Origin of the sequence: Paenibacillus silagei (genome assembly GCF_017874735.1) — a bacterium.
Classification (GTDB): Bacteria; Bacillota; Bacilli; order Paenibacillales; family Paenibacillaceae; genus Paenibacillus_AQ; species Paenibacillus_AQ silagei.
The window spans coordinates 1-13,177 of record NZ_JAGGLV010000021.1 but is presented as its reverse complement, the minus strand read 5'-3'; the positions used below and the strand labels follow the sequence as shown (position 1 = coordinate 13,177).

General features: G+C 53.5%; 10 protein-coding genes. 7 read left to right on the top strand and 3 right to left on the bottom strand.

Annotated elements, in window-relative coordinates:
* Positions 1-84: 84 nt before the first annotated feature.
* Entirely contained in the window at positions 85-1,809 is a 1,725-nt protein-coding gene (acsA, locus tag J2Z70_RS24790) for an acetate--CoA ligase (protein ID WP_209877639.1), read from the top strand.
* A 78-nt stretch (positions 1,810-1,887) separates the two neighbouring features.
* On the opposite strand, the gene J2Z70_RS24785 is transcribed toward acsA, so the two are convergent.
* Positions 1,888-4,872 carry a transglycosylase domain-containing protein gene (locus J2Z70_RS24785; protein WP_209877637.1) on the bottom strand — a complete coding sequence of 995 codons (2,985 nt, stop codon included), beginning with the start codon at positions 4,870-4,872 and terminating at the stop codon, positions 1,888-1,890.
* Positions 4,873-5,098: 226 nt separating this feature from the next.
* Entirely contained in the window at positions 5,099-5,698 is a 600-nt protein-coding gene (rpsD, locus tag J2Z70_RS24780; RefSeq protein ID WP_036729464.1) for a 30S ribosomal protein S4, read from the bottom strand.
* A gap of 473 nt (positions 5,699-6,171) precedes the next feature.
* On the opposite strand from rpsD, the gene J2Z70_RS24775 reads away from it, so the two are divergent.
* From J2Z70_RS24775 to J2Z70_RS24755, 5 genes are all read left to right on the top strand, one after another.
* On the top strand, positions 6,172-8,178 hold the full coding sequence (locus tag J2Z70_RS24775; RefSeq protein ID WP_209877635.1) for a sensor domain-containing diguanylate cyclase: 2,007 nt from the start codon (positions 6,172-6,174) through the stop codon (positions 8,176-8,178).
* A gap of 133 nt (positions 8,179-8,311) precedes the next feature.
* The gene (locus tag J2Z70_RS24770) at positions 8,312-9,181 is read left to right on the top strand and encodes a hypothetical protein (RefSeq protein WP_209877633.1); all 870 of its coding nucleotides are present in this window, start codon (positions 8,312-8,314) and stop codon (positions 9,179-9,181) included.
* 97 nt (positions 9,182-9,278) lie between these two features.
* The gene (locus tag J2Z70_RS24765; protein ID WP_209877631.1) at positions 9,279-10,394 is read left to right on the top strand and encodes an aminopeptidase; all 1,116 of its coding nucleotides are present in this window, start codon (positions 9,279-9,281) and stop codon (positions 10,392-10,394) included.
* 139 nt (positions 10,395-10,533) lie between these two features.
* Positions 10,534-10,776 (top strand): HPr family phosphocarrier protein, encoded by a 243-nt coding sequence (locus J2Z70_RS24760; RefSeq protein WP_036695008.1) that lies wholly within the window; start codon positions 10,534-10,536, stop codon positions 10,774-10,776.
* 181 nt (positions 10,777-10,957) lie between these two features.
* Positions 10,958-11,260, top strand: a complete 303-nt coding sequence (locus tag J2Z70_RS24755; RefSeq protein ID WP_036695007.1) for an Fpa/YlaN family protein — start codon at positions 10,958-10,960, stop codon at positions 11,258-11,260.
* 144 nt (positions 11,261-11,404) lie between these two features.
* Here J2Z70_RS24755 and cax read toward each other — a convergent pair whose 3' ends face one another.
* Positions 11,405-12,475 carry a calcium/proton exchanger gene (gene cax, locus J2Z70_RS24750; protein ID WP_076074340.1) on the bottom strand — a complete coding sequence of 357 codons (1,071 nt, stop codon included), beginning with the start codon at positions 12,473-12,475 and terminating at the stop codon, positions 11,405-11,407.
* Between the two features lie 154 nt (positions 12,476-12,629).
* Between cax and J2Z70_RS24745 the strand changes: the two genes are divergently transcribed.
* Positions 12,630-12,995 carry an Asp23/Gls24 family envelope stress response protein gene (locus tag J2Z70_RS24745; RefSeq protein WP_036695005.1) on the top strand — a complete coding sequence of 122 codons (366 nt, stop codon included), beginning with the start codon at positions 12,630-12,632 and terminating at the stop codon, positions 12,993-12,995.
* Positions 12,996-13,177: the final 182 nt, after the last annotated feature.

Sequence of the window (13,177 nt, the reverse complement as noted above, 5' to 3'; positions counted from 1 at the left end):
TTCACATTTAGAGCATTGACGGAATTAATAGAATTAGAGGGTACCCTTAAAGCTTAAAGCAAACCAGTAGGGGAGGCAAGAGTAATGGGGCAAGTTCAAGGCGAAATTTTACCGGGCCGGGTGCAGCATTCGAATATGGAGGATTATTCCCGGGCAGTTGATGAATTCCGGTGGGAGGATGTCGAGCGCAGCTTCTCCTGGCATGGGACCGGTAAGGTGAATATGGCACATGAAGCTATAGACCGTCATGTCGAAGAGGGGCGGGGGGCTGCTACGGCACTGATCTACAACGATGCGGTGCGCGAGGAGCGGTACACCTTCGCTGACTTGCGGGAACGCTCGAATAAGTTCGGTAATGTACTGCGCAAATACGAAATCGGAAAAGGCGACCGGGTGTTCATCTTCATGCCGCGTACTCCGGAGCTGTATTTCAGCCTGCTTGGCATTCTGAAGACGGGAGCAGTGGCGGGTCCGCTGTTCGAGGCATTCATGGAGACGGCGGTCAAGGACCGTCTGGAGGACAGCGGAGCGGTGGCGCTGGTGACCACGCCGGAGCTGCTGCACCGGGTGAAGCGGGAGCAGCTCCCAGGACTCCGCCATATCTTTGTAGTCGGAGCCTCTGCTGATGAGGATGCGGGGTTGCTGAGCTATGAAGCGGAAATGGCTGATGCCTCCGCCGAGCTGGAACCGGAATGGCTGAGCCTGGAGGATGGTCTGATTATGCATTATACCTCCGGCTCCACCGGGAAGCCCAAAGGCATCTACCATGTGCAGAGAGCCATGATCCAGCACTATTATACAGGCAAGGTAGTTCTGGACCTGCGGCCGGATGATGTGTACTGGTGCACGGCCGATCCGGGTTGGGTGACCGGAACCTCTTACGGAATTTTTGCTCCCTGGCTGAATGGAGTAGCCAATGTAGTCCGGGGAGGCCGCTTCAGTCCGCTGGATTGGTATAAGACGATCGAGCGCTTCGGGGTGACGGTATGGTACAGTGCGCCCACGGCTTTCCGGATGCTGATGGGGGCTGGCAAGGAGACGCTGGAGGGGATCGATCTCAGCAGTCTGCGTCATGTGCTGTCTGTCGGCGAGCCGCTGAACCCGGAGGTCGTGCGCTGGGGCGATAAAATCTATCAGCAGCGGATTCATGATACGTGGTGGATGACCGAGACGGGAGCGCAGCTCATCTGCAACTACCCGGGAATGGCCATCAAGCCCGGCTCCATGGGACGGCCGCTGCCGGGGATTGAAGCAGCTATCCTTGATGACCGCGGCAACGTACTGCCGCCGTATTCCATGGGTAATCTGGCCATCCGCACTCCCTGGCCGTCTATGATGGCCAAAGTGTGGAATAACCAGGCTAAATACGAGGAATACTTCCGGATTCCCGGATGGTATATCTCTGGGGACTCGGCGTACATGGATGAAGACGGTTATTTCTGGTTTCAGGGCCGGATTGATGATGTGATCAATTCCTCCGGGGAGCGGATCGGACCCTTTGAGGTCGAGAGCAAGCTGGTGGAGCATCCGGCTGTCGCGGAGGCAGGGGTAATCGGCAAGCCGGATGTCATGCGCGGAGAGATCATCAAGGCGTTCATCTCGCTGCGGGATGGATACAGTCCAACTGCTGAGCTGAAGGAAGAGATCGCGGCATTTGTCAAAGCGGGCTTGTCTGCCCATGCTGCACCGCGCGAAATCGAGTTCAAGGATAAGCTGCCCAAGACCCGGTCCGGTAAAATTATGCGCCGTGTACTGAAGGCCTGGGAGCTGCATCTTCCAGCAGGCGATCTGTCTACCATCGAAGACTAGGCAGAATTTAAAAAAGCCCGTTCCCCTTATCCCGGGGAACGGGCTTTTGAAGCTTTTACTGAAGTCTGCCTGATGAGCTTAACGTCCGGAGTTGCCTGGTGCGTTAGTAGCGGTACTGCCTCCGGCATTCCCGCCCGTATTCCCGTTGGCATTGCCTGCAGGCTTCCCGCCGGTATTCCCGGCGGCATTCCCGCCGCCAGCATTGGTACCGCCTAATGGAGTAGAAGTATCCACAGCAGGCGGCTGAACAATGATCATGCCAGGGTCTTCTGTACTGTCCGGGATGATTCCGGCGTCCGGTGTCGGCTCAGCGTCCGGCGTCTGTTCCGGAGTTGGTGTCGGCTCAGGTGTAGGCTTAATGCCGCCAGCCACACTGCCGGAAGCAGTCTCATGTCCGGCTACGTCCACGGCAGCCACATAGAAGCTAGCATTAGCACCTGCCGGAGTACCCGGCCTGAAGACGGTGCTCTCTCCAGCCGCGAGAACGGCCTGCTTCTGGAAAGATCCGCCGTTCAGGGAACGGTAGAGGCGGTAGCCGACAACATCCGGCGAACCGCTTGGAGTGAAGGTAACTACAGCCTTGCCTGTGCTGTAGGAGACCATGACTTCACCGGGAGCGCTTGGCCCGTTGCCGTCATCGACCCGCGGATCGACCTCGGTCGGATAGTCGGTTTTGGCATCCTGCGGCATGTAGTACGATAGCGACTCATGCGATTTCATCGCCGGGAAGGCGGCCAGCAGCTCTTTGACCAGCTCCTGAATCGGCTTCTCGCGCTTGACTACGATCTTCTCCTTCAAGAAATCCTCAGGAGTTCCTTCCAGGGGGATGTAGTTCACCCCGTTATAAGTGATGTATTTGGCATTGGAGATTCCGTCATCGCTCTCCTTAGGAACAAATTTCGCGTTGAACAGATCCGTTGTGAATCTATCCGTCAGCTTGGAAGGCTTCTTGCCGCTGTATGCCGAGACTGTTGCCTTGACGATGCCTTCCGGCTGGGCGAATTCCTTCGTGGTGAACAGTTCGGGACGCTTGTCAATCACTGTATTCATTACCTTGGTCCACAGGGTCTGCGCCTGACGCTTCTGCGTATCCCCCTGAAGGGTATTGACCTGCTCTTTGTAGCCCACCCAAATTCCAAGGGTGACATCCGGGGAATAGCCCATGAACCAGACATCCCCGTAGTTCTGGGTGGAACCGGTTTTGCCGACAATTGGAACTTCCTTGAAATGCTTGTAGTTCCTCTTCACTGTAGTTGCTGTTCCGTCAGTAATTACGGTACGCAGCATATCCGTCATCAGATAAGCGGTCTGCTTGGAGAAGACCTGTTCCGGGTTAACTTTATGCTGGTAGACGATTTTGCCCTGACTGTCCACGATCTTCTCGATCATATAAGCATCATTGAAGGCACCGCCGTTACCGATGGAGGAATAAGCATTAGTCAGCTCTTCCACGGATACCCCGTAACGCAGCCCCCCGATAACCCCGGTCTGAGCGCTATAGTCATTGTCCTGGATGGTGGTAATCCCCAGCTTCTTGGAGAAGGCCCAGGCCTTCTCAATTCCCACCTTGTCGTTGAACAGCTTCAAGGCGGGAAGGTTCAGGGATTTGTTCAGGGCATACCGGGCGGTAACCAGACCCTGATAACGGTTGTTGGCATTCTTGGGAATGTGGTAGCCTTTGCCCCCGTCCTTCATGACAATCGGCGCATCATCCAGAATGCCGGCAGGCTGAATGAGCCCTGCATCCAGTGCAGGCAGGTACGCTGCAATCGGCTTCATGGTAGAGCCGGGCTGGCGGATCATCTGGGTGGCATAGTTCATCTGCTCGATGTTGAAATCGCGCCCTTCGATCATGCCGAGAATCGCGCCGGTCTTATTGTTGATCATCATGCCGGCTGTCTGTTCCTTGCCTCTAGCCTTGCTGTCCTTGGTGAAATTGCTGCTGTCATCCGAGACACTGTGCATCGCACTGTACACTTTCTTGTCTATGGTGGTGTACACCCGGTAGCCGCCGGTCATCAGCTGCTGGCGGGCTTCCTCCAGCAGCTGGGCGGAATCGGCAGCAGTGGCCGCTTTATCTGCCGTGCCCTGGTTCAGCTTTAGCAGGATCTCGGACGCTTTGCGTTCGGTCTCCATCATGAGATAAGGGAAGGTGGCATAGGCCTTCTTCGTATGCGGTGCAAGAGAGCTCTTGATGTCGAAGAGCAGCGCCTCGTCGTATTGGGAGGTGGTGATTTTGTTCTCCTCCAGCATCCGTCGTAAGACCAGCTTCTGGCGGTCCATCGCCCGGCCGAAGGCCGTCTCGTTGAATTCGCCTACGCCGTTGAACGCAGAATACTTGGAAGGGAGCTGCGGCAAGCCGGCGAGATACGCCGCCTGGGCCACATTCAGCTTCTCCAGATCATCCAGGCCGAAGATACCTTTGGCGGCGGCCTTGATACCAAATACATTATAGCCGTTGGAACCGTTCCCGAAAGGAACCTTATTTAAATAAGCCGTTAAAATCTCCTGCTTGGACAAGAAACGTTCCAGCCGCAGGGAGAGCAGGATTTCCTTCACCTTGCGGTCTTCCGTGCGGTCCAGGTTCAGGAACACGCGCCGTGCAAGCTGCTGGGTCAGGGTACTGCCCCCGGTCTGAACGGATTCATTCAGTACCTTTTGCTTGACGGCCCGCAGGGTGCCGCTGAAATCCACCCCTTTATGATTGTAGAAATTATTGTCCTCTATAGCGAGAACGGCATCAATCACAAGCTGCGGAATATCGTTGAATTCAATAAGTCTGCGGTCTTCTTCTGTGCGGAGCTGGCCGATCGGCTGTCCGTCACTGAAATAGGCAAAGCCGGTAATGGCGTTCAGCCCAACCTGCTGCTGGATTAGTTCTTCGGGCCGGACCGGGTCGTCCTTCACTATTGAAGTGACGTAGCCGGCTACAGCGCCGCCGGCGAACAGGCAGCCGAGTATACCGAGTATGAACATCCACTTCACAACTGAACCGAACCTGCGGAGCCAGGATCTGCGCGGTGGACGCTGTTTTGCGGTCTTCTTTTTCTTCTCCTCAACCATCGACGATAATCCTCCTTTTAACGGAACTATTATAGCACAATTTGGCGATTTTGAATGCGCTTCTGCCGGAGAGGATTTTTAAAATAACCCCACAAAGTGGGGACTTCCACTTGCGATGATGACCCAAAAACTTTGCGGGGGCCCAAAAACATATACATTCTTATCATAAAAAAAGCTCCCGGATAGAAATCCGGGAGCTTTGATCAGATTCCGCTCTAAGCGAATCTTAACGGTTGTAGAATTCGACGATTTGCTTCTCATCGATATCCTGGGACAGCTCAGCACGTTCTGGCAAACGGATATATTTGCCTTCGAACGATCCGTCAGCATATTCCAGGTAAGCCGGAAGGTGGTTACGGTTCTCGAGAGCTTCCTTGATCGAAGTCATAGCGCGGCTTCTTTCGCGGAGTCCGATAACGTCGCCAATGCTTACACGGTAAGAAGCGATGTCGACTTTTTTGCCGTTAACGGTTACGTGGCCGTGGGATACCAACTGACGTGCGCCTGCACGGGAGTTAGCGAATCCAAGACGGTAAACCAGGTTGTCCAGGCGGCTTTCGAGCAGGAACATGAAGTTTTCGCCCGCAATACCCTGGAGCTTTTGTGCCTTAGTGAAAAGAGTTTTAAACTGCTTTTCGCCCAGGCCGTACATGTGACGCAGTTTTTGTTTTTCCAAAAGCTGCATTCCGTAGTTACTTACTTTTCTGCGTTGGTTAGCGCCGTGCTGTCCTGGTGGGAAAGGGCGTTTCAGGTCTTTGCCTGTACCGCTAAGGGAAATGCCCAGACGACGGCTGAGTTTGAATTTAGGTCCGGTGTAACGTGCCATATTATAGTAGACTCCTTTTAATGAAAAAATGTATTGTAGGGCCTATTTGCGCCGCAATTCGTATCCGTGAAAGCGTTAAATGGTTTCACACTGCCGAGGGAAGTTCAGCCGCTGCCCTGGCAGTAACGAAATGCGTAGAGGGTGACACAACGTTACGCCCAATAAGACTTGTTACAGTCTTGTTCAACAATAAATATTATATGAAAATGACAGTCAAAGTCAAGCGCAACTTAAAAGAGTTTTTGTCTATGTTTGTCGTTAGTTCTTTGGTCCTAAAAAAAATCCCGGTTTTGCGGAAAATATAATGCAATACCTCAAGAAAGGGAGTAAAATATAACTAATTGGATGTTATCGGAAAACTGTGATTTCAAATATCCTGACTATATTTACGCTGGATTGGTAATGTCTCTACTATAGAATCAGGGGGCGTACTCCGGTCTGGCCTGATTGAAGATGCAAAGGAGGTCCTCTTTATGTCAGAGCAGGAGGCATACGGCCATAAGGATCGGGACAGCCGTATGCTGTTACAGGACATGAGGCAATCCGGCGGAGAAGATGTAGATCCCGCCGCCTGGCTGAAGGAGACGGATATCGTATCTCACGATTTCCCCTACGCCGCCAGCTTGATTGCCGAGAGCTTCAGGGAATGGCAAGGACAGGGAGTCCCCTCCTTCGCGAAGGCCTGGAGCTGGTGTGTGCTGAATTATGAAGGTGATTGGATTGAACCCGGCTCTGAATTCCGGCAGGGGCGCTGGAGAGCAGAGTGGGAAGAAGCGGCGGGAATCTGCCTGCAGACAGGAGGGATTTATGCCGCCGAGGTTCTGGAGGAAGGACGAGCCTATACCCTTCTGGCTTTGCCGGTATTTACGCGCGGGCACCGGGAAATCTTTGCCGTGCTTGGCTGCAGAATGCCTGCTGAGCAGTACGAGTCGGGCGGGAAGCATACGGCTGAAGCGATGTCGATGCATTTCCAGACCTGCTTTTATCACCGGTTTGAGCATGTGTTTGTCTCGGATCTTGCGGGAATTCATCTGCATGCCGAGCGTGAGGGCAGCCGCCGTTCGCTGCTTTTTCAGATTGTCCAGCGTATGCATGACAACATTGATGTAGATGCCGTGCTGACGGAGGTCATTGACAGTATCGCTGCGATGTATCCGGGGGCGCGGCTTGATTTGTTCATGTCCCAGGACCACCGCAGCACGCATCCTCAGGTCAAGCCGCTTCCGCTGACATGGGCAGGCAATGATGTCTGTGACCGGGCCTTCAAGGATGGGCGGGTCACGCTTCATGCCGGGCGTGATGAGAACGGGACGGTTGAGGTAGCGCTTCCGCTCGGCGGCAAGCAGGGGGTATACGGTGTGTTTCATATGATTATGGACAAAGCGTCCTTCCATGAGCTGGATCTTAGCTTCCTGACCATGGTCGCGGATACCGCCGGTACAGCCTTTGAGAATGCGAAGCTGTATGAACGCTCCAACCAGCTGATCAGGGAGCTGCGCATGAGCAATGAGCTTACCCAGCGGCTGAATCAGAGCCTTAGGCTCGGCGATATTTTCCAGTTTGCTTTTGAAGAGCTGCTGGCAATGTTCGAGGCGGATTATTGCTGTATCCTCCATAAGAATGAAGAACGCGGCGGGCTTGAGGTAATCGCCTGCAATTATCTGCCGCTGCTGGGTGAAATATTGGATGGCAGTCAGGGACTCGGCGGTAAGGTTTATGCTACGGGAGAGCCGCTGCTGCTGTCCGATTACAAGTATGCTGCGGGGCAGACCTCGACGCTGATGGATGCTACCGGCTCACAGTCGCTGATCGCTACTCCGCTGAATGTGGGGGGAGAGGTGCGTGGAGCCATTATGCTGGCGCATAAGCAGGCCCACTTCTTCTCCTATGACAGCTACCGGCTGCTGCAGGCGATGGCCGGCCATATCGGGCTGGCTGTCGGAAATGCGAGGCTTCATGCCGAGGTGCGCCGCCTGGCGAACCGGGATACGCTGACCGGACTTTTTGCCCGCCACTATCTGGATGAAGAGATTAAGCAGCGGCAGTCGAGTGATTTTTGCGGAACCCTGATCGTGGTGGACATTGACCAGTTCAAGATGGTGAACGACACCTATGGACATCAGAAGGGGGACAAAATCCTGAAGCAGGTCAGCGACATCGTGAAGACCTCGATCCGCCAGGGCGATGTCGCCGCCAGATGGGGCGGGGAAGAGCTTGCAGTCTATCTGCCTCAGCTTGGGGTGCAGCAGGCCGTATTCGTAGGGGAGCGTATCCGCAAGCGTGTGATGGGAGAGACAGAGCCGCGTGTGACCGTGTCCTGCGGAGTCGCCGAGTGGAGCTGGACCGATGACCGGGTCAGTGTCGAATCTCTCTTTTACCGGGCGGATATGGCGCTCTACGAAGCCAAGAACAACGGGCGCAACCAGGTAGTGATCGATAACAAAACCGTAGAGAATAATTCGAAGAATCCTTGGGCTTAGGCCTTAAGGATTTTTTTGTGCAAAAGCTCCGCTTTGTGAGGGGGCGTCATCCGGCGTATAAGCCCTGCATTCAGGGAGACCCTAAGTAGAATACAGGTACACTCTACTTTCTTGCGGAAAGGGCTTGATGGCCATGATGAACTTACGATGCGTCCGCACGGGAACACTTGCCCTGCTGATGCTCTCCAGCCTTACATTCAGCGGGTGCGCGGGTGTGAAGGACAAACCGGCTGCGGAGGATTTGAATCTGGTAATGGCGGGGATGGATGGCACTGACGGGGTGTCCTTTGAAGGGGCGGCTGCCCTGCTGATCGACGGGAAAACGATCCCGGAATCCTCGCTCTACTATGGGGGAAAGGTAGCAGATCATAACCGGGTCAGCCTCTATTCGCTCCTGCCGGACGGCGGACATCCCGCTTCTGCCGCGGAGTCCGGTCCGCGTTCTCTGGAGCAGGGCTCGGGAGATGCGCCGGTCTACTATACACGCATGGTGAAGGAAGACGGGAAATGGACGATGAAGAAGGCCTCTCCGGCCCTGGGCGGCAGTAATCCCCTGGAGGCGCTGAATCCGCTGCGTCAGCTGGAGGAGCTGGAGAAGATGGGCAAGAAGGTGACGGAGGAAGCGGGCAGCGCCAGAGGGACACGGGTCCTGCGGATTGAATTAACGGCAGAGGAGGCGCGCAGACAGCTCTCGGCAGAGCTTGCGCAGAAGATGCAGGCAATCAAGCCGGCTGCCAGAATAGGCGCTGCTGCGCCTGCTGACACTCAGGCTAAGGCACTTGCGGCTAAGACCGCACTGTGGGAGTGGGAACAGAAGCAGACAGAGCTGCAGCAGAGGCTGAACCAGGCGGATATCCGCACGGTATATTATCTTAAGGTTGACCCGAAGCGGAATCTGCCCATCCGGCTGACCTCGAACCGCACCCTAACCTACCCCGGCAAGGCCGGTGCGACCACGGAAGAAGCCTACATTACGCAGGTGGATTTCTATGGTTATCAGTGAGCGGTTCCCTTCCCGCAGATGGCTTGCGCTCTATGACAGGCGTGCTACAATATAACGGTATGTTTATTTTCAGCAAGAGGAAGGAAGAGAGAGACAGATGAATGATCCCCGGATTCAAAAGCTTGCGGCGAACCTTGTAGGTTACTCCGTAAACGTACAGCCCGGCGAGAATGTGCTCGTCGAAATGATCGGCAGTGAACGAGATTTGATCAAAGCCGTTGTGGAGGAAGTGGGGAAGGCCGGAGGCCGTGCATTTGTGCAGCTGACCGACCGCACTGTTCTGCGCAGTATGCTCAAATATGCAACACCTGAAGGCATCAAGACCTGGGCGGAGATCGACCTGAACCGGATGAAGCAGATGGACTGCTATATCGGCATCCGTGCCGGTGAGAATGTCAATGATCTGTCCGATGTGCCGGAAGAGAACATGAAGCTTTACAACTCCCTGTATTCCCACCCGGTACATAGCGAGCAGCGCGTCAAGCACACCAAATGGGTGGTGCTGCGTTATCCTAACGCCAGTATGGCTCAGCTCGCCAACACGACCACTGAGGCCTTCGAGGACTTTTACTTCGCAGTCTGCAACCTGGATTATGCCAAAATGGATAAGGCCCAGGATTCGCTGGCTGAGCTTATGCGCAGAACCGACAAGGTGCGTATCGCAGGTCCCGGAACAGACCTTACATTCTCCATCAAGGGAATCGGGGCGGAGAAATGCTCCGGCCAGAAAAATATCCCGGACGGAGAAGTGTACAGCGCGCCTGTTCGCGATTCCGTGAATGGAACGATCAGCTATAATGCCGCATCGATCTATAACGGGGTGACCTTCGAGAATGTGAAGTTTACGTTCGAGAACGGCCGGATCGTAGAGGCTTCCAGCAATGATACCGCGCGGTTGAATGAAATTCTGGATTCCGACGACGGGGCGCGCCATATCGGTGAGTTCGCCATCGGCTTCAACCCTTATATTCTGCATCCGATGAAGGATATTCTGTTCGATGAGAAAATTGCCGGCAGTCTGCACTTCACACCGGGCCAGGCGTATGATGTGACGGACAACGGCAACCGTTCGTCCATTCACTGGGACCTCGTGCTGATTCAGCGTCCTGATTACGGCGGCGGCGAAATTTACTTCGACGATGTGCTGATCCGTAAGGACGGAATTTTTGTGGTGCCGGAGCTGGAAGGTCTGAATCCGGAGAACCTGAAATAAAATGGTACAAAAGCGGGATTCCAAACGCACGTAAAGGCGGGTTTCCAAGAAACACCTTGCGTGAGTAAGCGGATTCAATGTATCATGGAATTGGTAACAAGTGAACATAAGTATATAATCAAGTTGCGGAGGGATTCCTATGTCCAACAATGCGGCAATCGTGGATATTGCACAGACAGCAAGCCAATTTAATTCATCTATCGTTCTTCAAGCGGACAACAAGTACATTGATGTGAAAAGCATCCTGGGCTTGTTCACCACCCTGGTATCCAGCCAAAGCTATGAGCTGCATGTACATGGCACAGATGCCGAGGAAGCCAAGAAAGCCATGAGTGAAGTTTTCGCCAAACACAATTTGAATTTTACAGTAGTAGCAGAGTAATTCCAGTTTCTTCTCAGACGTCCGGCCTTGCGGCTGGGCGTCTTTGCTGTGGAACCAGGTGATTTTGCAGGAACTTCAGGAATAACCCAAACTGAAATCTTGTATTAGGTCCTAATTTCGACTAATATTAAGAATAATAAGCAATCGCTGCTGTAACTTTTGGACATGGGGGGGAAAATGCATGACTTCATCGGATTTGCAGGAACAGCTCAATATCAAAGCAATCAATCTTCTTCAAGAAGATGCCGATAAAATTCAGAAGCTCATTGAAGTACAGATGGAGAATTTGGCAACCCGTTACTGCCCTCTCTATGAGGAAGTGCTGGATACCCAGATGTACGGCTTCTCCAGAGAGGTCGATTTTGCGGTCAGAGCGGGGCTGGTGCCGGAGCTTACCGGCAAGCAGGTGCTGAGCAAGCTGGAACGTAATTTGGCTGTACTATACGAGGCACTGAACAAGAAGGCTGAGGAACGGGAGATGTAAGTCCCGGTCATCAAGTAGAAACGGCTTTGCCGTCCTTGTTAAAGGACGGTACCGTTTAATTCTTATATTTTCAACAAAACGCACATGAAAGACCCGGGGGTCGATCATGTGCGTTTTTTTACAATTATTTATAAGTTTTGTGTTTCAGACCAGATAGAACGATACACCGAGAATCAAATAGACCGCCAGCAGCAGGAGACCTTCGTACCAGTTGGTTGCGCCGTCCTGAATAATTGATTTGGCGATGAACACCGATACGGCAATCGCTACAATCTCAATCGTGGTGAAGACAATCGACATGGTGTTGCCCATGAAGTAACTGGCGAAGATCAGCACAGGGGCGACGAACAGGGCAATCTGCAGACTGCTGCCTACGGCGATCTCGACTGCGGCTCCGATCTTGTTCTTCATGGCGAGCATAATGGCAGCGCTGTGTTCTGCGGCGTTACCGATAATCGCTACAAGGAATGCGCCGACGAACAGCTCACTGAAGCCGAATCGTTCGGTGAGAGTCTCCAGCGTGCCGACCAGCCACTCACTGACGAAGGCGACCATGACTGTGGCAAGGACCAGGTAGAGGATTGAACGGTTCCGGGACCAGACAGGAGCATGCTCATTCGGCAGCTCTTCCGCAGTATCGTCTGTAACATCCGCCAGGTATTTCTTGTGTGTGATCATGGAGAAGACCAGCCAGGCGAGGTAGGCGGCAATCAGGAGGCCGGCGACGACAAGGCTAAGCACATTGGTGTCTTTCTCGGTGATGGAATGCGTGTTGAAGAACATGGCGGGGACGAACAGGGCGATAACCGCAACGATCATCAGTGAGCCGTTCAGACCGGCGAGTGTGACATTGAAGTTCTGAACCTTGAACTTCATGCCCCCGGCAAAAATACTCAGTCCGAGGACGAGCAGCAGGTTGCCGATGATGGAGCCGGTCAGACTTGCTTTGACCATGTCAAACAATCCTTCCTTGACCAGGAAGAAGGCGATGATCAGCTCGGCCGCATTGCCGAAGGTTGCGTTCAGGAACCCTCCAAGCCGTTGTCCGGCATAGTGGGCTACACTCTCTGTGGCCCGGCCGAGGAACCCGGCCACGAAGATGACCGAAACGGCAGACAATATGAACTGAAGGGTATGATCCCAGTTCGCGTAATGCCCTATGGCGCTGAGGATGAAGCTGATGACCAGCAGCGCCGGTGAGATCCATTTTTTCAAGGGTAAGCACTCTCCAGTCTCTATATGTAGGTTGAATTCATAATCAATATACCCAAATTGTTCCTGACTGTAAACGGGGGTGAGAGAAAGTCATTTGCTTTTTAGGCCGCTTTGGAATTACAATAATTGATAATGAGAGTAGGGGGGATATGGCATGGCAGAACAGCTTCAACTGGAATTGGGAAATATACGGATATCGAATGACGTTGTCTCAAAAATTGCCGGCCTGGCCGCGCTTGAGACTCCCGGAATTGCAGCCATGTCTGGCGGTTTGTCAGAGGGCTGGGCAAAGCGCCTGAGCGGCAAGAACGTGCAAAAGGGTGTTACTGTCGAAGTTGGCCAATTGGAAGCCGCAGTAGATCTGCGCATCATCGTACTGTACGAAACGCCGATTCATGAAGTGTGCCGCATGCTTCAGCAGAATGTCCGCGAGGCTGTGGAGAGTATGACCGGTCTTCACATCGTAGAGGTTAACGTTAAGGTCGAAGGCGTAGCCTTCAAGAACGACGAGATTTCTTAAGCACAATTATATTAGGCATCCATGCAAAGGGGCTGTCCCAAAAGTAGATACTCTGCTGGTGGGAAAAAATTCCATGCCTTCTTAAAAGATTAATTTGTAAGAAAGGGAGCGATTCTCCGTTATTGGAGGATCGCTCCCTTGCGTTTCTGGTCATTCGCTGCTTGCTTCAGCAGGTTGTGAGC

Excerpts from the sequence above, each read along its gene's own strand:
- acsA (WP_209877639.1), top strand. The coding sequence starts at position 85 with ATGGGGCAAGTTCAAGGCGAAATTTTACCGGGCCGGGTGCAGCATTCG.
- J2Z70_RS24785 (WP_209877637.1), bottom strand. The coding sequence starts at position 4,872 with ATGGTTGAGGAGAAGAAAAAGAAGACCGCAAAACAGCGTCCACCGCGC.
- rpsD (WP_036729464.1), bottom strand. The coding sequence starts at position 5,698 with ATGGCACGTTACACCGGACCTAAATTCAAACTCAGCCGTCGTCTGGGC.
- J2Z70_RS24775 (WP_209877635.1), top strand. The coding sequence starts at position 6,172 with ATGTCAGAGCAGGAGGCATACGGCCATAAGGATCGGGACAGCCGTATG.
- J2Z70_RS24770 (WP_209877633.1), top strand. The coding sequence starts at position 8,312 with ATGATGAACTTACGATGCGTCCGCACGGGAACACTTGCCCTGCTGATG.
- J2Z70_RS24765 (WP_209877631.1), top strand. The coding sequence starts at position 9,279 with ATGAATGATCCCCGGATTCAAAAGCTTGCGGCGAACCTTGTAGGTTAC.
- J2Z70_RS24760 (WP_036695008.1), top strand. The coding sequence starts at position 10,534 with ATGTCCAACAATGCGGCAATCGTGGATATTGCACAGACAGCAAGCCAA.
- J2Z70_RS24755 (WP_036695007.1), top strand. The coding sequence starts at position 10,958 with ATGACTTCATCGGATTTGCAGGAACAGCTCAATATCAAAGCAATCAAT.
- J2Z70_RS24745 (WP_036695005.1), top strand. The coding sequence starts at position 12,630 with ATGGCAGAACAGCTTCAACTGGAATTGGGAAATATACGGATATCGAAT.